14 protein-coding genes are annotated in these 19,750 nt (G+C 72.2%); 9 read left to right on the forward strand and 5 right to left on the reverse strand.

Annotation, left to right across the window (positions count from 1 at the left end):
* Positions 1–35: 35 nt before the first annotated feature.
* The 3 genes from SANBI_RS15840 to SANBI_RS15850 all read right to left on the reverse strand — a co-directional run bounded on the left by SANBI_RS15840 (position 36) and on the right by SANBI_RS15850 (position 4,134).
* Positions 36–383: an MTH1187 family thiamine-binding protein gene (locus SANBI_RS15840; protein WP_319156717.1), complete on the reverse strand. Its 348-nt coding sequence runs from the start codon at positions 381–383 to the stop codon at positions 36–38.
* Between the two features lie 114 nt (positions 384–497).
* On the reverse strand, positions 498–1,142 hold the full coding sequence (locus SANBI_RS15845) for an SDR family oxidoreductase (RefSeq protein WP_319156719.1): 645 nt from the start codon (positions 1,140–1,142) through the stop codon (positions 498–500).
* A 67-nt stretch (positions 1,143–1,209) separates the two neighbouring features.
* A complete protein-coding gene (locus tag SANBI_RS15850) occupies positions 1,210–4,134 on the reverse strand; it encodes an FAD-binding and (Fe-S)-binding domain-containing protein (RefSeq protein WP_319156721.1) in 2,925 nt (974 codons plus the stop codon).
* A 141-nt stretch (positions 4,135–4,275) separates the two neighbouring features.
* Between SANBI_RS15850 and pnuC the strand changes: the two genes are divergently transcribed.
* The 9 genes from pnuC (at position 4,276) to SANBI_RS15895 (ending at position 16,902) form a co-directional block, all read left to right on the forward strand.
* Positions 4,276–4,902, forward strand: coding sequence for a nicotinamide riboside transporter PnuC (gene pnuC, locus SANBI_RS15855; protein ID WP_319156723.1), 627 nt, complete (start codon positions 4,276–4,278; stop codon positions 4,900–4,902).
* Positions 4,903–4,961: 59 nt separating this feature from the next.
* Positions 4,962–6,110 carry an AAA family ATPase gene (locus tag SANBI_RS15860; protein ID WP_319156725.1) on the forward strand — a complete coding sequence of 383 codons (1,149 nt, stop codon included), beginning with the start codon at positions 4,962–4,964 and terminating at the stop codon, positions 6,108–6,110.
* 158 nt (positions 6,111–6,268) lie between these two features.
* Complete coding sequence (locus SANBI_RS15865; RefSeq protein WP_319156727.1) at positions 6,269–7,912, forward strand: MoxR family ATPase; 1,644 nt, start codon at positions 6,269–6,271, stop codon at positions 7,910–7,912.
* On the forward strand, positions 7,912–9,162 hold the full coding sequence (locus SANBI_RS15870; RefSeq protein ID WP_319156729.1) for a hypothetical protein: 1,251 nt from the start codon (positions 7,912–7,914) through the stop codon (positions 9,160–9,162). The genes SANBI_RS15865 and SANBI_RS15870 overlap by 1 nt, the downstream gene beginning before the upstream one ends.
* The gene (locus SANBI_RS15875) at positions 9,159–11,081 is read left to right on the forward strand and encodes a hypothetical protein (protein ID WP_319156731.1); all 1,923 of its coding nucleotides are present in this window, start codon (positions 9,159–9,161) and stop codon (positions 11,079–11,081) included. The genes SANBI_RS15870 and SANBI_RS15875 overlap by 4 nt, the downstream gene beginning before the upstream one ends.
* The gene (locus tag SANBI_RS15880) at positions 11,078–11,764 is read left to right on the forward strand and encodes a hypothetical protein (RefSeq protein WP_319156733.1); all 687 of its coding nucleotides are present in this window, start codon (positions 11,078–11,080) and stop codon (positions 11,762–11,764) included. Before SANBI_RS15875 ends, SANBI_RS15880 begins: the two co-directional genes overlap by 4 nt.
* A complete protein-coding gene (locus SANBI_RS15885) occupies positions 11,757–13,337 on the forward strand; it encodes an AMP-binding protein (protein WP_319156735.1) in 1,581 nt (526 codons plus the stop codon). The genes SANBI_RS15880 and SANBI_RS15885 overlap by 8 nt, the downstream gene beginning before the upstream one ends.
* A 185-nt stretch (positions 13,338–13,522) precedes the next feature.
* Complete coding sequence (locus SANBI_RS15890) at positions 13,523–14,317, forward strand: ABC transporter ATP-binding protein (protein WP_319156737.1); 795 nt, start codon at positions 13,523–13,525, stop codon at positions 14,315–14,317.
* The gene (locus SANBI_RS15895; RefSeq protein WP_319156739.1) at positions 14,317–16,902 is read left to right on the forward strand and encodes an ABC transporter permease; all 2,586 of its coding nucleotides are present in this window, start codon (positions 14,317–14,319) and stop codon (positions 16,900–16,902) included. The genes SANBI_RS15890 and SANBI_RS15895 overlap by 1 nt, the downstream gene beginning before the upstream one ends.
* Positions 16,903–16,972: 70 nt before the next feature.
* Here the strand turns inward: SANBI_RS15895 and SANBI_RS15900 are convergent, their stop codons facing one another.
* The gene (locus SANBI_RS15900; RefSeq protein WP_319156741.1) at positions 16,973–19,060 is read right to left on the reverse strand and encodes a YhgE/Pip domain-containing protein; all 2,088 of its coding nucleotides are present in this window, start codon (positions 19,058–19,060) and stop codon (positions 16,973–16,975) included.
* Positions 19,057–19,731: an ABC transporter ATP-binding protein gene (locus tag SANBI_RS15905; RefSeq protein WP_319156744.1), complete on the reverse strand. Its 675-nt coding sequence runs from the start codon at positions 19,729–19,731 to the stop codon at positions 19,057–19,059. The genes SANBI_RS15900 and SANBI_RS15905 overlap by 4 nt, the downstream gene beginning before the upstream one ends.
* Positions 19,732–19,750: the final 19 nt, after the last annotated feature.

Here is a 19,750-nt window from a genome sequence, read left to right on the forward strand (position 1 = left end):
GGAGCACGACCAGACCTGCGCGGCGGAGGTCCATGTCACACGCGGTCGGACCGCGTCCCGCTGTCCGTGCTGTCTGTCGCGCTGCCCGTCGAGGCCGCGAGCCGTGCCTCGACACGCTCGACCTTGCCGTCGAGCTCGCCGGTGTGCCCGGGGCGGATGTCAGCCTTCACCACGAGCGAGACCCTGTGCCCGCCGGCACCGACGGCCTCGGTCGCTCGCTTGATGACGTCCATGCACTCGTCCCACTCCCCCTCGATGGTCGTGAACATCGAGTCGGTGCGGTTGGGCAGACCAGACTCGCGGACGATGCGGACGGCCTCGGCGACGGAGTCCGTGACGGACTCCCCAGCACCGAGCGGAGCGACAGAGAAGGCGAAGAGCATCCGCCCATCGTGCCACCGCCCGGCGCGGGGCGACAGAGGAGACCGCCGGGCGAGCCGGTAGCCCCACCCACGATGCGGGGCCGAGGACCTCCGACCCGACCCCGCGGACGCGGGTCAGTCGAAGAGGTCGCTGATCGGGGTCGGACCGGAGTTGAACTGGATCGTGCGGCCGACCGAGGCTGGTGCCTCGATGACGGCTGCGGCGACAGCAGCGACGTCGTCGCGCGGGACGGAGCCTGACTCCAGGTCGTCGCCGACCTCGATCGCGCCCGTCCCCGGGTCGTCCGTGAGGCTGCTCGGGCCGAGGATCGTCCAGCCGAGGGTGGACGCGCGCAGGTGCTCGTCAGCCGCGGCCTTGGACTCGGCGTAGGCGAAGAAGGAGTTGTCCTCGGGCACCCCGTGGTCCGGTCCGGCGCCCATGTACGAGACCATCACGTAGCGCGGGACGCCTGCTGCGACGGCTGCGTCGATCGACCGGATCGCCGCGTCGCGGTCGACAGCGTAGGTGCGCTCGGGTGAGCCGCCACCGGCTCCGGCGGACCAGACGACCACGTCGTGGCCGGCGATCACGTCGCCGATCGACGAGGTGCTGAGCTTCTCGACGTCGGCGACGACGGGCGCAGCGCCCGTGGCGGCGACGTCGTCGCGGTGGTCCGGGTTGCGCACGAGCGAGGTGACCTCGTGGCCGGCGGTGGTGAGCAGCGTGGCCAGCTTGAGCGCGATCTTGCCGTGCCCTCCGACGATGACGATGCGGGTCATGGTGCTCCTCTCAGGCAGTGGGGTGTTGGCCGTGACGACGACCGTGCGACGTCTGCCGTCCGACGGTTCAGAGCCTGTCGGCGAGGAGCTCGGCGAGCGCCTTGCCCTTCACCCCGGCGAGGTCGTCGGCCTGGGTGCGGCAGGAGAATCCGTCGGCGAGGAAGACGTCGCCCTCCTCAGCCTCTCGCAGAGCAGGCAGGAGCGCATTCTCAGCCACGGCGACCGAGACGTCGTAGTGGCCCTTCTCCATGCCGAAGTTCCCGGCGAGGCCGCAGCAGCCGGCGAGGGTGCGGATCTTCGCGCCGGCCCCGACGAGCAGGGCCTCGTCGGTCTTGTAGCCCATGACCGAGTACTGGTGGCAGTGCGGCTGCACGACGGCCGTGACGTCCGAGAGGTCAGGCATGGCCCAGCCGGAGTCCTCGGCCGGGCGCGTCTGCGGGTCGGTGAGCAGCTCGGCGAGGGTGTGCGTGGCTGTCGAGACGGCGTGGGCGCGCGGGTCGTCGGGGAAGAGGTCGAGCAGGTCGGAGCGCAGCACCGCCGTGCACGACGGCTCGAGGCCGACGATGGGCACGCCGTTGACGGCGAAGGGACCGAGGGTGTCGAGGAGCGTCGACAGCTTCTTCTTGGCGCCGTCGAGCTGACCCGTGCTGATCCAGGTCAGACCGCAGCAGGCCTCGCCCTCGGGGACGACGACGTCGTAGCCGGCGGCGAGCAGCACCTTGACGGCGGCCTCGGGGACCGACGGGGCGAGGGAGTCGCTGAAGGAGTCGGTCCACAGGACCACCTTGGGCTTGCGGCGCTCGGTCGTCGTGCCCACCGCGCGCGAACCGGCAGCGAGCTGGGTGCCCTGACGCTTCCACCACGTGCGGAAGGGGACGTCGGCGAAGGACGGGATCGAGCGTCGGGTGTCCATGCCGCCGATCGTGAGGGACAGCTTGGCGAGCGGCTTGACGCTCAGCGCAAGGTTGACCAGGCGTGGCATGCGGCTCGCGAGGCGCGCCCAGCGGGGCAGCCAGCCGAGCACGTAGTGGTTCATCGGGCGCAGCCGGCCCTTGTAGGACTCGTGCAGCACCTGCGACTTGTACTGCGCCATGTCGACCCCGGCCGGGCAGTCGCTCGAGCAGGCCTTGCAGGACAGGCAGAGGTCGAGGGCCTCGTGCACCTCGGGCGAGCGCCAGCCCCCGGTGACCAGGGTGCCGTTGGCCATCTCCTGGAGCACGCGGGCGCGGCCACGGGTCGAGTCCTTCTCGTCCTTGGTCGCGAGGTACGAGGGGCACATGAAACCGCCCGCGGCTGTCGAGTCCGCACGGCACTTGCCGACGCCGACGCAGCGGTGGACCGAGGTGGTGAAGTCACCGCCGTCGTGCCCGAAGCCGAAGCCGCCCGAGAGCGCGACAGGCTTGGCGGCCGGGCGGCGCAGGTGCGCGTCGACGGCGTCGGGACGCACGAGCACGCCGGGGTTGAGGAGGTCGTGGGGGTCGAAGAGCGCCTTGAACTGCTCGAAGACGCTGATGGCCTCGGCCGAGTACATCGAGGGAAGCAGCTCGGAGCGGGCGCGGCCGTCGCCGTGCTCGCCGGAGAGCGACCCGCCGTAGGTGCCGACGAGCGCAGCAGCCTCGGTCATGAAGGACCTCAGGACGTCGCCCGAGGCCTCGAGCGGGATGTCGATGCGCAGGTGCACGCAGCCGTCGCCGAAGTGGCCGTAGGGCAGACCGTCGACGCCGTACCGCGCCATGAGAGCGTCGAGGTCGCGCAGGTAGGCACCCAGGTGGACGGGCGGGACGGCTGAGTCTTCCCAGCCGGGCCAGGCCTGCGCGCCAGAGGGCGTGCGTCCGGCGAGGCCGGCGCCGTCGGCGCGGATCTGCCACATGGCCGTGGCCTCCGGGCCTGCCGGCAAGATGCGGGTGGCGATCGTCCCGGAGTCTCGGACGATGGCCTGCGCGTTGGCGAGGGCCTCTTGCGCGGTCGTGCCGCCGACCTCGACCATGAGCCAGCCGCCGCCCGGCGGCAGCTCGGGGACCGAGCCTGCGCCCTTGGCACGGCGCACGACGTCGACGAGCCGGGCGTCGAGACCTTCGACGGCGAGCGGCGAGTGCGCGAGGAGCGCGGGGACCGCGTCGGCCGCGCTCGGCATGTCCGGGTAGCCGAGGACCACGAGGGTCGGGGCACCGGCGATCGGGACGAGGTTCACCGTCGCACCGAGGATCGACATGACGGTGCCCTCGGTCCCGACGAGGGCCTTGGCGAGGTTCGTGCCGTTCTCCGGCAGGAGGTGCTCGAGGGAGTAGCCGGACACCTGGCGGCCGAAGCGGCCGAGCTCGGTGCGCAGCAGAGCCATGTTGGTGGTGACGAGCTCGCCGAGCCCGGGCACCCTGTCGACGCCCTGGCCGTCGGCCCCCGCTGTGAAGCGGCGGCCGAGCCCGTCGACGACGTCGAGCTCGACGACGTTGTCGGCCGTGCGCCCGTAGGCGACGGCGTGCGGACCGCAGGCGTTGTTGCCGATCATGCCGCCGAGGGTCGCGCGGTTCTGGGTCGACGGGTCAGGGCCGAAGCGCAGGCCGTGCGGCGCGGCGACCTTCTGCAGGGAGGACATGACGACGCCGGGGTCGATACGCGCCGTGCGGTTCTCGACGTCGAGGTGGTGGATCGTGTTGACGTGGCGGGAGAAGTCGATCACCACGCCCGGACCCACGGAGTTGCCGGCGCACGAGGTGCCTGCCCCGCGGGTGGTCAGCGGGACACCGGCCTCGCGGGTGACGGTGATGGCCGCGAGCGCGTCGTCGACGTCCTTGGGCACCACGACGACCTGCGGCACGACGCGGTAGTTGGAGGCGTCGGAGGAGTACTCGGCACGGCGGAGCGTCGAGTCGGAGACCTCCCCGTCGACGGCTCGGCGGAGCGACGCGACGAGGTCTGCGTGCGCGTCTGCGGACCGGACGGTGCGCGGGGTGCCGTCGGGACCGTTGATCTCAACCTCTACCGGGGTAGCCACACGCGCATTCTTCCACCGCCCGCGCAGGACCTCGCGCGCCAACCACTCTCCGGACGCCTGCGCACGCCGGGGTCGCGTCCTGGCGCCCGAGCATCTGAGTGGCGCATAGGTGGCGGGCTGGCGTGTGGGAATCTTGTCCGCATGTCTGCCGAAGAGATCATCGGGTTCGTCACCGGTGCTGTGTGCGTGTACCTGGCCGTACGACAGAACGTCTGGACCTTCCCCGTCGGCATCGTCAACAACGGTGTCTACATCATCTTGTTCGCCTCGACGGGGCTCTACGCCGGGGCTGGGCTCCAGGTGGTGTACCTCGTGCTGGCCAGCCTCGGCTGGTACTGGTGGCTCCGCGGAGGGAGCGGCGGCGGGACGCTCGCCGTGCGCCGGACACCCCGCTGGGTGTGGCCGGCAGCCGCGGTGACCGTGGTCGCCCTCGTCGGGCTGCTCGCCTGGGTGCTGAGCACCTGGACCGACGCGTCGAGCCCTTGGCTCGACTCGGTGACCACCTCCCTGAGCCTCGTCGCGCAGCTCATGCTCGGTCGTAAGTGGGTCGGCAACTGGGTGGTGTGGATCGTCGCAGACGTGATCTTCGTGTGGCTCTACCTGTCGTCCGGGCTGTACCTGACCGCTGTGCTCTACGCGGGATTCATCGGGCTGTGCCTGCTGGGGCTGCGGGACTGGAAGGTCGCGCTGCTCAGGTCGGAGGCTGCGGACGAGGCGCTTCTCGCCGAGCCTCGACCTGGTGCTCCGGCTCCGGGGTCGTCACGGTGACCGGCGGGCGGAGCACGAGCACCGTGGGCGGGGCACGTGGTGCTGGCGGTGCTGACGGTGTGCCCGTCGATGAGCAGGGACCGCGACGGCGGTCCCGGCACGGCCTCGTCATCGGCAAGTTCTACCCCGTCCACGCCGGGCACCTGAACCTCGTGCGCACGGCGCTGGCGCAGTGCGAGCACGTCACCGTGCAGGTGCTGTGGTCGTCGCAGGAGTCGATCCCGGCAGACCTGCGAGCACAGTGGTTGCGCGACGAGCTCCCGGGCGCGCACGTCGTCACCGGGCTCGACGACGCGCCCGTCGACTACGAGTCCCACGACGCGTGGCAGGCGCACGTCCAGGTGATGAAGGACCTGCTCGACGCCGGCTGCGTGCCCGGGTGCTCGGTCAGCGTCCCTGTCGACGCCGTCTTCACCTCGGACGTCTACGGAGCCGAGATGGCACGCCGCTTCGACGCGGAGTGGGTCCAGGTCGACCCGGGCCGTGCCGCGGTGAGCGTGAGCGGCTCGGCGGTCCGGTCCGACCCCGGGGCGCACTGGTGGGCGCTGCCGCCAGCCGTGCGGTCCTGGTTCGCGCGGCGCGTGGTGGTGGTCGGGGCGGAGTCGACGGGGACGACGACCCTCTCCGAGGCCCTGCAGGCGCACTACGGGCTGCCTGCGGTCCCGGAGTTCGGCCGGGAGTGGTCCGAGGTCCGTCCGGGCGGGCTCGAGACCCCCTGGCACACGGCCGAGTTCGACCTCATCGCCCTGGAGCAGAGCCGGGTGGAGGACCATGCTGCGGCCACCACGCCGATCCCCCTCGTGGTCTGCGACACCGACGCCTTCGCGACGACCCTGTGGCACGAGAGGTACATGGGGACGCCGTCTCCGTCCGTGCAGGCCCTCGCGGCCTCGCGCGTGCCCGACCTCTACCTGCTGACCGGCGACGAGATCCCCTTCGTGCAGGACGGTCTGCGCGACGGCGAGCACATCCGGCACGGCATGCAGCAGCGCTTCCGCGAGGAGCTCGCCGCGCAGGAGGACGGCGGTGCCCCGTGGGTCGAGCTCCGAGGGACCCGGGAGGAACGGCTCGCCGAGGCGGTCCGCCTGGTCGACGCCCTCGTCGCGGTCCCGCGGTGGGTGGCCCCGCCGATGGACCAGCAGGGTCAGGAGGTCGGCGCCCCGCTGCCCGACCCGACGGCGCCGGCTGGCTCGGACCGCAGGGGCTGAGCCAGCAGGACAGACACGCCGCGGAGGCTCGGGCTGCTGAGGCTGAGGCTGAGGCTCTCAGCCAAGGTGCTCGTCCACAGGGAGCAGTGATGGGGCCTTCTCCCCAGCGGCCCTGCGACGGCCTGACGGGCCGGTGCCCCCGTGGCAGACTCGCCCGTGTGACAGAGCACACCAGCAGCCCCGCGTCAGCGACCTCGTCCGGATCGTCTCCAGCATCGCCCCTCGGGCACGTCTCGGACGCGCCGACCAGGCCGGCCCCGGGCGGGACGTCCAGCACGCAGGGTGACTACGACCTCGACGTCGCAGACCTCTTCGGCACGGCGACCCCCACCGAGGGCTCGCAGGACGCAGACCTCGCGGAGAAGCTGCGGCAGGCGTACTTCTGGGTGGTCAACCACGCGATCATCTCCCCGCACTACGACGTCGAGTTCTCCGCAGGGCCGGGGACCCCGGAGACGAGCTTCAGGCTCGGCGACTCGAAGGCGCTGCTCACGCTGCCCTCCGACCAGTCCTACTCGAGCTTCGTGCTGCTGCCGCTGCTCACCTTCGCCGTGCGAGGACGGTGCCTGCTCATCGGCGGACCGGGTCGAGGGAAGACCGCGAGCGCCGTGCTCATGGGCGTGCTGGCCGGGTACCCGATCCAGGACGTGCGCCGCGCGATGCAGCACGGTCACCCACAGCTCACGGTCTCCGACATGTTCGGCACACCGCTGCCCAAGGACCTCGTGCAGGCGGACTCGCTCGCCGACGTCGACGTCGCCTGGCGGTCCTGGCTGGGCATGCGCGTGAAGATCGTCGACGAGTACAACCGCATCCCGACTCGTACGCAGTCGGCGCTGCTGACGGTCCTCGCGGACGGGTACGTCGAGGTCTTCGACCAGTTCTACGAGACGGGCGAGTCCGCCTGGTACCTCACCGCCAACGACGACGCCGGCGGCGGCACGTACCAGGTGGTCGAGGCGCTGCGGGACCGCATCGACGTGGTGGTGCACGCGCTGCCCTTCAACAACAGGTTCCTCGGCGACCTCGTGGCGCGGGCCGAGCAGGGCATCCACCCCGAGCGGGCCGTGCCCGAGTCGATCGTCTTCGACGACGCGCAGCACGAGCGCCTGCACCGCGAGGTCACCGCCGTGCAGATCGAGCGGCCCGTCCGACGACGGCTCGAGTTCTTCGCGAGCCAGCTCGAGCTGCTCGAGGGGTCGGCGTGGCAGTTCGAGTACCGCACGAAGGACACCGCGCGTCTCGCCGGGATCGACCCGCACCTCGTGGCGAGCTCGGACACCGGGCGCGACAAGCTCTCGGACATCGGTGCCCAGACCCTCAACGGGCTCTCCGTCCGGGCGTTGCAGTCCCTCGTGGCGTACGCGAAGGCGATGGCCTACTTCCGTGGTCGCTCGAGCGTCGGCCTCGACGACCTGCGCGCCGTCCTGCCCTTCGTGCTGCACGACAAGCTCGTGCCCGACCAGCAGTCGACGGTCTTCGACGACGCCGACCGCGAGCCGCTGCGCTCGGACCGCGTGTCGTGGATCCGGACGATGTTCGACGACGCCTGCGCCCAGTACGACGCGTACGGGCTGGACCAGGACGACCCCGTCGGCGAGGTCCTCGAGCAGGTGCAGGCCGGGCTGGACTCCCTGGGTGAGGACGTCGTGCTCGACAGGATGCGCCGGATCGAGCAGATCCTCGCCGGGTGGGAGGGTGCAGGCAAGCTGCACGGTCACGTCTACGAGGACGCCCTCGTGCTCAAGTACGCGCACCAGCGGTACACCAACTACCTCACGTGGCTGCGCTGGTACCGCTGATGGCCCCGTCCACCACGACAGTCCCCACGTGGCAGGGCGAGCTGGTCGCGCAGCGCGACGTCCTCAACTCCCGTGTCGCCGCCGCTCGGTCCGCCGGCGCATCAGCCGACGCGCTGCGCACCGCCCTGCTCGAGATGGGTCCGGGGGCCGACCACCTCGCGCGGACCATGGGCGACCCGGCAGCCTTCGCGGCGGTCGTGCCCGTCCTCGTCGACGCCGTGAGCGCCGTCGTCGTGCGTCGCGCGTGGCACGAGTCCTCGGCCGACCGCTGGGCACTCCTGGGGGTCGTCCCCTTCCTGCCCCGTGCCATGGGCCGCTCGCCGAAGGTGACCGTCGACGTCGTCGTCCAAGGAGCCGGACGGGTCGCCCGAGGGGCCGACCTCGGTGAGTGGGGCCGGCGGTTCTGCGCAGCCGACGCGCACCTCGACGACGACGACGCCCTGCGTGCGGCGGCTGCGGTCGCCGCCTGGAGGTCGGGCTTCGTGAGGCTGCGCGGCGCAGCGCTCGCTGCTGCAGGATCGCTCCCCGATGCTGCTCTCGTACGGCTCCTCGACCTGGCCCGTGCCGTCGACGAGAGCCTCGCTGCAGGCGGCGCTGGCGGTGGAGCCGGTGAGAGGTCCGGCGCAGGCGGTGCCGACGGTGCAGGCGGCGCAGGCGGCGCAGTCGGTGCCGACAGTGCCGGCAGTGAGACCTCCGGCGCAGCCGGTACCCCTGGTGCAGGTGCTGCGGTACCTGGCTCACGGGTCTCGGGACACGGCACGGACAGTCCGCGGGACGTCTTGGCGCGCAGCGCTGCGGACCCCTTCTGGTGGCCCGGTGCCCCGGCGGCTGGCCGGACCGGACAGGTCGGTGGCTTCCGTGGTAGCGGCGGGCCGTGGGTCGGTGTCCCCTTCGTCCTGGGAACCGTCGAGGCAGCCACACCGACATGGCGGGTCGCGGCTGACGACCAGGTCTGGGTGGTCGTCGCCGACGTCCACGGGACGGCTGTCCTGCGCGAGAGCGCGGAACGCTCGACCTCGACCGTCGAGCTCGACAACCTGCTGGCGGCCGTGCGACCAGACCCCGCGCTCGTCGACGCAGTCGCACCCCACCTGGGTGCTCAGGACACCGTCACCGGAGCGGGCACCACCAGTGCAGGGATGGTCCTGGTGAGCCGCGCGACGTCGTACAGGCTCGACCTCGTGCGGACCGGCGCAGGCGAGGACCGTGCCCGTGCCGCCTCGCACCACGTCCCCCAGGACCAGCCGTGAGGGGCGGTCGTCGTCGCGGGACGGGGACCTCTGCCGACCAGGCTCCTGCGGTCCCGGCGGCGCTCCCGCTCCCCGTCACCCGCGCGCCCCGACCCGATGACGCACGGTATGCGGCGCTCAGGGCTGCCTGGACGGACGCCTGGCCCGAGGCGCTCGGCGCGTGGGGCCGCTTCACCCGTCTGCGACCACCGCGGCTCCACGGTGCTGGCGAGGTGAGCGGGGCGACGAGCTTCGCGTGGTTCAGCCTCGGCGACGTCGAGGTGTCGATCGACCTCGAGCAGGTGCTCCACGAGGGGATCGAAGACCACGCCGTGGCTGTCCTCGCGCACGAGATCGGTCACCACGTCTACTCCCCGGCCGACATGCTCACGGCCGGCCGGATGACCGCGCAGGTCCGCCTGGGGCTGGTGGACCTGGACCACCGGGCCGGCCTGGTGACCAACCTGTGGTCGGACATGCTCATCAACGACAGGCTGCAGACCCGCGCCGGGATCGACATGGTCGGGCTGTGGCGCAGGCTCGGTCCGCCACAGGGAGAGGTCATGAGCCTCGTGCTGCGCACGGACGAGATCCTGTGGTCGCTCCCTGCGGGGACGCTCAGTGGACCCGGGCCGCACGCTGACGCCGAGGCGCAGGTGCTCGCCAGGCTCGTCCGGACCTACGCCGACGACCCCGCTGCCGGCGCTGGCGGCTTCGCCATGGTCTTGCGTCCGTTCTTGGCACGAGACACCGGGAGCGGCGGCGGGCAGACCGTCGTCGACCTGCCCTGCGCCCAGCACGAGCACCCGGGTACGCCTGTCCCCGGTCTGGCGACAGCCTCGGACGCCCTCCGCCCGCCCGTCCACCCAGCACTCGACCCCCGCGTCGTCGGCGCTCTCGCAGCAACCGACGACTCGACCTCGCCGACCTCTGGACCCGAGTCCGGGCTGCAGCGGGACCCCGTCGTGTCCCAGAGCGCCGGGAGCACGCTCACCCCAGCCGACTACGCAGCCGTGCTGCAGTCGCTCGGGGTCGCGACCGACGTCGAGTCCGCGGCGATCGCCTGGTACCGGGAGCACGCGGCCCGTCACCTCATCCCCTTCCCGACGACCGCCACCCCCGCGGCTCCCGAGACGCTGCTCGGCGGCCTCGACCCGTGGGAGACGGGCGACGACCTCGCCGACGTCGACTGGACCGCGACGATGCTCGCCTCACCTGTGGTCGTACCCGGGATGACGACGGTCCAGCGCCACCTCGACTCGACCACCTCGACCGAGACCGACGACCAGCCCGTCGACCTCGACCTGTACCTGGACTCCTCAGGCTCGATGCCCGACCCTCGCCACCAGCCCGCCCCGATCGCGCTGGCCGGTGCCGTCCTCGCACTCTCCGCCCTGCGCAGCGGCGCGCGCGTGCAGGCGACCACCTGGAGCGGGCCTGGGCAGATCGCCGGGACCGACGGCTTCACCCGGGACGCGACAGCCGTGATGTCAGCCGTCGTCGCCTACTTCGGCGGGAGCACGTCCTTCCCCATCCCGCTGCTCGAGCAGACGCACCTCGACGAGGCCGACCGCTCCGGGAGCACCGGGAACGCCGCGAGCACCACGACCGCCGGCAGCACCGGGAGCACCGCGAGCGCGGGCAGTCCCGCCCGGCGTCGGCGTCGGCACATCGCGGTGATCTCGGACAGCGGGGTCGTGAGCATGTTCGCCGACGGGGCCTGGAGCCTCCCCGAGGACTTCGAGCCGCTCACCACGAGCGCGGCCCGAGCGGTCCGGGCCGCCGGCGGCGGAGGATCGCTCGTGCTCAACGTCGCAGGACCACCCGACCGCTACGTCGACATGGCTCCTGGCTACGCCGTCTACACGGTGTCGGCCTGGGAGGATGTCGTCCCCTTCGCGAGAGACCTCGCCCGGACCCTCTGGGGGCAGAACGCATGACCGTACGAGACGGGCTCGTCGACCCCGCGCAGCCGCTGCGCCCCGGCCCGACGCTCGCGACCGTGATGCAGCGGATCGCCCAGACCCCCGCTGACAGGCTGCCAGCGGTCGGTGCCCTCGGCGACGGCAGCCCCCGGCCCGGCCGCGCGCACGTCGACGCCGCCGCGGTCGTCTCCGACACCCTCGCCGACCTCGCCCCGGGGGGTGTGCGGACCCAGCAGCAGATCGCCTGGCTGCGGACCTTCTTCTCGGCCCCGGGCGGCTTCGGCGACCAGCGCGCACGCGCCGCGCTGATCACCTCCTGGGTGCTGGCCGACCCCGCTCTGCGGCGCACCCCGGTCCTCGCAGAGGTGCTCACGGGACCAGAGGCCACGACCGACTGGGCCCTCACGGCGATCTCGCGCCTGTCGACGGTCCTCGCCCCGGTCCTCGAGCCCTCCACGTGGCCGAGCACGACGGCCACCCGCGAGGAGACTGCGCGCGCCGTGCTGCGCGCCTGCGGACTGCACCCCGGCGACGAGACCGCCGTCGACGCCGAGGCCCGGTGGCAGACCGTCAGCACAGCGATCCAGAGCCTCGTCCTCGCCCAGCTCGCCGAAGAGGCCCGCCGCACGGAAGAGCTCAACAGGGCGCTCGCCGCGAAGCGCGCCCGCGAGGCCGCGGCGCAGGTGAGCCATGTCTGAGGACCAGGACGTCACCGGCGCCCACGCCAGCGGCCCGTCAGCGGCCCCTCCGCGGCACGCCTCCCCAGGCGGGCCCGACCTGAAGGCCCTCCCCCGCGGTGTCCCCGACCCCGCGCTCGCCGAGTACGAGGCCTTCTCGGCCGTGGCACTGACGGACGCCGAGCGGTGGCCGTCGCTGTCCGAGGAGGACTTCGCAGGGATGCAGGCGCTGCGGGACCACCCGCACGCCCCCGCGTGGGTGCACGTCTGCGGCGACAGGGTGGTCCCCGACGACCTCCCGGTGCTGCGAGAGCGCGCCGCCGACGCAGCACAGAGGTCCTGGGAGCCCAGGGGCGAGGTGTGGGCTCGCCCCGCCTGGGTCGACGAGCTGGTGCAGCGGGTCTCGACGACGGTCCCGCACTACAGGGCGCTCGCCCGCCGCGAGGGTCGTGCGCCCCGCAGCCTGGACGACGTGGCACCTGTCTCCCGCGACGACCTGGGGCGCGGGGTCGCGGACTTCGTCCCCGTCGACGTCCCCCTCGACCGTGTGCTCGAGGGGTCGAGCTCGGGCAGCACCGGCGCCGCGCTCGTCGTGCCGCTGCACCCGCTCTCGACCGCCGCCGAGGTCGTCTACCTCACCGACCTCGCCGCTCGCGCAGGTGTGTCATGGGAGGCCGAGCCTGGACGCACGTGCCTGCTCAACGTCGTCGACCAGCGCACGGCCTTCACCTACGCCTCCGCCCTGACCGCCAAGGGCGGCGCGCCGATGGCCCGCGTCAACGTGCACCCCGACGGCTGGCGCACCCCTGGTGACCGCGAGGCCTTCTTCGCCGACGCAGACGCCCAGGTGCTCAGCGGCAACCCCCTGTCGCTCCTCGCCCTCGCCGACCTCGAGGTCGACCTGCACCCTCTCGTCGTCTTCTCCGGCGCCGCCCACCTGGCACCGGGGGCACGGCGACGGCTCGAGCAGCGGTGGGGAGCGCCCGTCGTCGACGTCTACGGCACCCGTGAGGCCGGGCTCGTCGCCGCAGACCTCACCGGGGACCGCACGACGGACGGCCAGACGCGCCACACGGTCCTGCCCCGCCGCGTCCACGTGGAGATCCTCGACGAGCACGGGACGCCGGTCCCCGACGGCGAGCGGGGCGACGTGGTCGTCACGGTCGACGACAACCCATACCTCCCGCTGCTGCGGTACCGCACCGGGGACACCGCGGCCCTCGTCCGCGAGCGCGATGCCGAGGGGACCTGGGCGACGGTCCTCGTCGGGCTCGAGGGTCGGGCGGCCGTCCGCTTCCAGACGGCCGACGGCCGCTGGGTCCCGTCGGTCGACACCACCCAGCTGCTGCAGGCCTACGGGCTCGCCGCCTGGCACCTGCACCAGGCGGCGGACGGCACGATCCACCTCACCGCGCTGCCGACCCGGGCCACGCCTCCCCCCGTGGCGACGGTTCCCGCACAGCCCGGGCTCAGCACGCTCGACGCGGCCCTGACCGTGCTGCTGGGGCGTCCTGTCCTCACCACGACGGTCTCGGACCCGCGTGACCTCGGGCCCGGGGCCAAGCGCCGCTTCAGCAGCGACCTCGACGTATAGCAGCAGGTCAGCGGAGCGGGGAGAACGCCACAGCAGCCCGGGGTCCGAGCGACAGGACTCTCAGGAAGGTCTCAGGGTCGGGTGGGGGACCTCCCCTATTCCCGCAGCGGTCGGCCACGGCCAGGATGGTCTCAGACGCGGGCGCACCCCGCGCACCACCCGACTCAGCAGAGAAGAGCACGGTCATGTCGCCCTCCCCCGCCAGCACCGCCCCCACGTCCCCGGGACCCGGCAGCCGCTCAGCGGCCATCGCGACGGCCCGTGGTCTCACCAAGACCTACGGCAAGGGCTCGACCGTCGTCAGGGCTCTCGCCGGGGTCGACGTCGACTTCGCCCGCGGGCAGTTCACCGCGATCATGGGCCCGTCCGGGTCGGGCAAGTCGACGCTCATGCACTGCATGGCGGGCCTGGACACCCCGACGTCAGGGACCGTGGTCGTCGACGACCTCACGGTGTCGTCGATGAACCAGCGTCAGCTCACACGTCTGCGCCGCACCCATCTCGGGTTCATCTTCCAGTCCTTCAACCTCGTGCCCACCCTCACCGCCGAGGAGAACATCACGCTCCCCCTCGACATCGCCCGGGTGCCTGTCGACCGCGCGTACCTCGCGGAGGTGGTCGAGGCCGTGGGTCTCGGCGACAGGCTCAAGCACCGCCCGGCCGAGCTCTCCGGCGGGCAGCAGCAGCGTGTCGCCTGCGCCCGGGCTCTCGTGTCGAAGCCGTCGGTCGTGTTCGCCGACGAGCCGACAGGCAACCTCGACTCGACGTCCTCGCGTGAGGTGCTCTCGTTCTTGCGGACCTCCGTCGACACCCTGGGCCAGTCCGTCGTCATGGTCACGCACGACCCCGTCGCGGCCAGCAACGCGCACCGGGTGCTGTTCCTCGCGGACGGGCAGATCGTCGCCGAGCTCTCCGAGCCGACCCCAGCCACAGTCCTCGACGTCCTCGGCTCCCTCACGCGCCAGAAGGTGACGGGCTGATGCTCCGCGTCGCGCTGCGCAACGTCCAGGCGCACCTCGTCCGCCTCGGGCTGTCCATCCTCGCCGTCGTCCTCGGCGTCTCCTTCGTGGCAGGCACCTTCTCGCTGCGCGAGATGCTGTCCGACACCTTCGACGGGATCGTCGACGCCGGCACCTCGTCCGACGTGTATCTGCGAGGGGCCGACGACGTGTCGACCCTCGTGCAGGAGAACGCGAGCGCCGGGGCCGTCCGCAACACGATCCCGGCCGACCTCGTGACCACCGTGGCGCAGGTCGACGGCGTCGCCCACGCCTTCGCCGACCTCACCGGTCCGCTCGTGCTCGTCGGGGCCGACGGCACGGTGCCGCCGACGACGGGCGCGCCCACCTTCGGGCTCGCCTGGTACGCCGACGACCCGGCGACGCCGATCTCCGAGGGAGCCGCCCCCAGCGGGCCTGCGGAGTTCATGCTCGAGGCCGGTGCGCTCGAGACGACGGGGCTGGCGGTCGGTGACACCACGACCCTCGTCGTCGGCGGGCAGCTCACGGAGGCGACGCTCACGGGCATCGTCGACATGGGTGCCTCGATGGCCGGTGCGACCATCGTGTTCTTCGACGAGGCCACGGCTGCCGCGGCGTTCTCGCCCGACGGCATGGTCTCGACCATCTCGGTCCTCGGCGACGGCAGCGTCGACGACACGGTACTCGCGGAGCGCGTCGACGCGGCAGTCCGGCCGGCGGCCGGTGCCACCGACGCGGCGCCCGTCGAGGTCGTCACCGGCGAGACGGCCCGTGAGGAGGCCCGGGACGAGATCTCGACCATGCTCGGCTTCGTCGAGACCTTCTTGCTGGTCTTCGCAGGGATCTCGCTGTTCGTCGGCGGGTTCATCATCTCCAACACCTTCGCGATGACGGTCCGTCAGCGTCAGCGGGAGTTCGCGCTGCTGCGGGCTGTCGGGGCGTCACCGCTCCAGGTCTTCGTGTCGATCCTCGTCCAGGCGGCTGTCGTCGGGGCGATCGGCGGCGCCCTCGGGGTCGCCGGTGGTCTCGGGCTGGTCCTCGCGCTCAAGGCGCTCTTCGCCTCGATGGGCATGGAGCTCGCGGGCAGCGTGCCGGTCTCGACCTCGATGGTCGTCATCTCGCTCGTGCTCGGGATCGTCGTGAGCATCCTCTCGGCGGCTGTGCCCGCCCGGCGTGCGGCGCTCGTCGCGCCTGTCGAGGCGATGCGGGACGACTCCCCGGCCCAGAGCGCCTCGCTGCGGGTCCGCACCATCGCCGGGCTGGTCGTCGCCGGCGCAGGGGCGAGCGCCGTCATCGCGGCCGTCGTCACCGCCGCCCGGGACGACACCGCGAGCACCGGGAGCGTCCTCGGCATCGGCGCAGCCGCCGTCGTCGTGGGCGTGCTGCTGCTCGCGCCGGCCATCGCGAAGCCCGTCCTGCGCGTCATGGCGCTGCCCTTCGTCTGGCTCGTCAAGCCTCTCGGGAAGCTCGCGTCCGGCAACGTGACCCGCAACCCTCGCCGGACGGCGAGCACAGCCAGCGCGCTGATGATCGGCATGTCGCTCGTCGGGGCCGCCTCGGTCCTCGCCGCGTCGGCGCAGTCGTCGGTCAGCAGCATCGTGGAGAACGAGTCGCGTGCCGACCTCATCGTCCAGTCGGCGACGGGCACCCTGCCCGCCGGGGTCGTCTCCGACATCGACGCGCTGCCCGAGGTCGGTGCCGCAGACGCGATGCTGCTCGACCAGTACTTCGTCACGGACGCCACCGGGGGTGACCCCGTCAGCCTCTACGCCCTCGGCGCGGACCCTGGCGTCTTCGACCGCAGCTGGGCGACCGAGGCTGTCGAGGGCGATCTCGACACCCTCGCTGACGGTCAGGTCAGCGTGCTGAAGTCAGCCATGACGTCCAACGGCTGGGCGCTCGGAGACAGCCTCACCCTGTCGACGCAGGTCGGCGAGGTCGAGGTGACCATCGGCTCGGTCTTCGACTCCCCGGCCCTGGGCACCCCGCTCCTGGTGGCGGACTCGATCTTCGACCAACTGGCCTTGAGTCCTGCAGACATGGCCACGATGGTCCTGCTGCAGGCAGCAGACGGCGTTTCCCAGGCCGATCTCGACGCAGCCGTGACCGCAGCGGCGAAGCCGTACATGATCGTCTCGGTCATGGACAACGACAAGTTCGTCTCTTCGCTCGCGGCGCAGGTGGACCAGGTGCTGACGATCCTCTACGCGCTGCTCGGGCTGTCGATCGTCATCGCGATCTTGGGCATCGTCAACACCCTGGCCCTGTCGGTCATCGAGAGGACCCGCGAGATCGGCCTCATGCGGGCCGTGGGCCTCGGCCGGGCGCAGCTCGCCGCGACGATCACCATCGAGTCGGTCCTCACGGCGGTCTTCGGCACAGTCCTCGGGCTGGCCGTGGGCGTCGGGCTGGCCGCGGGGATGCCGACGGTGTTCCAGAGCTCCGGGCTGACCGAGCTCGTCGTCCCGTGGGGTGGTCTCGCGGTGATGCTGGGCATCTCGGTCGTCGTCGGTGTGCTCGCGGCGGCGTGGCCGGCGATCCGCGCGGCACGGCTGCCGGTGCTCGAGGCGGTCACAGTCGACTGACCGGCGCTGCCGACCACGAGCAGGACGGTACGGCGGACGAGATCGTCCGCCGTACCGTCCTGCTGCTCCGTCAGAGCACCAGCTCGGGCTGGAGCGTCCGCACGGTCCACAGCCGCTGCTTGCGAGCAGCGAGCGTGGTCACCGCGAGCGACCCCACGAGGAACAGCGCGAGCACGGCCGCGTCGGTCCCGACGTTCGTCAGCGAGCCTCCGTAGAGCAGGTGCCGCAGGCCGTCCACGCCGTAGCTCATCGGCAAGAACTGGTGCAGCGAGCGCAGCGGCTCCGGGATCGTCTGCCACGGGAAGGTCCCGCCCGCGGTCACCAGCTGGGTGAGCATGAGGACCAGACCGAGGAACTGCCCGGCCGCACCCAACCAGGCGTTGAGGGCCTGGAGGATCGCGACGAAGGTCGCCGAGACGAGCACGAGGAACAGCGCCGTGAACCACGGGTAGGCGGGCTGGATGTCGAGGGCGAACTTGGTCACCGTGAACATCAGCGCAGCCTGCGCGACACCGATGGCTGCAGGTGTCAGCCACCCGCCGAGGGCTGTGGCGACCGACGACCAGATGGACCGCCCGGCTGCGAGCGCACGCCTGGACAGCGGCTTGACCAGCAGGAACAGCACGTAGGCGCCGATCCACGAGGCGAGCGAGAGGAAGAACGGCGCGAGACCGGCACCGTAGGTGCCCGCGCTGGTGAGCGACTCGTTCTGCACGACCACGGGGTTGCCGATGGTCTGGGCGGTGTCGTCCTGCGTCTGGGCGTCGACGTCGGGCACCTCGCCCATGCCGGAGGTGAGGCCGTCGCGCAGCTGGACCGCTCCGGAGTCGGCCGCGACGATCCCGTCGTGGAGGGTCGAGACGCCCGTCGCGAGGGTGCTGGCGCCTTCGGAGAGGGTCGCGGTCCCGGTCTTGAGCGAGTCGGCGCCCGTCGACAGCTCCGAGGCGCCCGTCGAGAGGTCAGAGGCACCTGTCGAGAGGGTCGACGCGCCTGTCGCGAGGCTGTCGGCCCCCGTGGCGGCGTCGGCGATCCCCTGGGCGAGGGTCGGTGCGGAGAGCGCGAGCGCTGCAGCCCCGTCGCTCACCTGCGTAGCGCCTGAGGACAGCGTGTCGAGGGAGGTCGAGACCTCGCCGAGCGCCGTCGAGGCGTCGGTGATGGGCTGGCGCGCTGTGTCCAGGGCCGTGAGGACCGTGGTGATCTCCTCCTCGGTGAGGCCCTGCGCGCGCAGGTCGTCGGCGATCCCGGTCCGGATGGTGTCGAGGTCGTCGACGAGCGCCTGCGCGCCCGTGGCTGCAGCGTCGCCGTAGCCGGCGATCGTCGCGTTGCCGTCGGCGACCTTCTTCGCGCCGTCGGCGAGAGCCTGCGCCTGGGTGGGCAGGTCTGTCGTGGCGGTCTTGAGGGTCCCAAGACCTGTGTCGAGGTCGTCGATCCCGGTCTTGAGGGTGCTCGCGCCTGTCGCGAGCGTGGCGGCGCCGGTCTTGAGGGTGCTCGCACCTGTCGCGAGGTCGGAGGCACCCGTGGCTGCCGTCGACGCACCCGTCGCGAGGTCCGCCGAGCCCGTGACGAGCTGGTCCGAGCCTGTGACGAGCTGCGCCGTCCCGTCGGTGAGCTCGGTCGCGCCGCTCACGGCGTCTTCCAGGCTCGTGCGGATGTCGGAGAAGCCCGCGAGGAACTGCGCTGCCGCCTCGGTGCCGACCTCGGAGGCGATCGAGTCGCGCACCTTCCCGACGATCTGGTCCGCGATCGTGCGCGCCAGGTAGTTGTTGGCGTCGTTGGTGACGAGCGTGATGCTCGCCTGCTGCGGCGCGAACTCTCCCGAGGACGCGAGGTCGTCGCTGAAGGTCGGGCCGATCACGAGCGCGGCGTCGTACTCGCCGGAGCGGACCCCGACCTGCGCCTCGGCCCGTGAGGTCTCGACCCAGCCGAAGCCGCCGTCGTCGAGGAGGTTGTCCGCGACCTTCTGGCCGAACTCTCCGGTGTCCTCGACGACGAGGGCCGCCGGGACCTGGTCGAGACGCGAGTACGGGTCGGAGTTCACGAAGAGGTAGAGGCCTGCGTACAGGGTGGGGATGATCGCGAAGGCGGCGATCGCGAGCTTGGGGAGCGTGCCGGCACTGATGCGGCGGAGCTCGGAGAGGCTGATCCGGACGGCCTTCATCGCAGGACCTCCATCGCGTCGTGGTTGTCGGTGCCCTCGACGGGCCGTTCGATGTGCCGTCCGGCCTCGAGGACGTGGGCCGAGGCGGGGGTGCACTGGACCATCACGCCGTAGCCGGACTCGGCGTACCCACCGGCCATCCGCCACCAGTCCTTGGGGTTCCCGCCGTGACGGTCGGGCAGGGTGAGGACGAGGTACCGCACGGCCGGGTCTGCGGCGCCCAGCGCCAGCAGCGTCTGGACGCGTGTGACGGGGTCGAGCTGGTCGACCCGCAGCGAGCGGCGCTCGGCGAGGTCGTGCTCGGTCAGCCAGTGGTTGACAGCCCGACGGCCGGAGGGCCGCCCGGCGAGGGCGAGCCCCTCGGCGACGGTCCCGGCCACGGTCAGGGCGTCGTCAGGCTCGGTGATGGTGGGGGCGTCGACCACGGCTGAGACCTTGCGCAGGGTCTCGGCGTCGGGCCGCCCGTCGAGGAGCACGTCTCCCTCGTCGGGCACCATGCGGCCCGTCGCGACGAGCGCGAGCGCCGTGTGCCCGTGGCCCGGCTCGGCGACGACGAGCAGGCGCGAGCCCCGCTCGAGCCGGAGGGTGACCGGGTCGAGCATGGTGTCGCGCCGTCCCTCGACGCGCACTGCGCGCAGCGAGATGGCTTCTGGGTGGTCGTGAGTCGTCATGTGCCCCTCGTACTGACTA

Origin of the sequence: Sanguibacter biliveldensis, from assembly GCF_033798665.1 — a bacterium.
Classification (GTDB): domain Bacteria; phylum Actinomycetota; class Actinomycetes; order Actinomycetales; family Cellulomonadaceae; genus Sanguibacter; species Sanguibacter inulinus.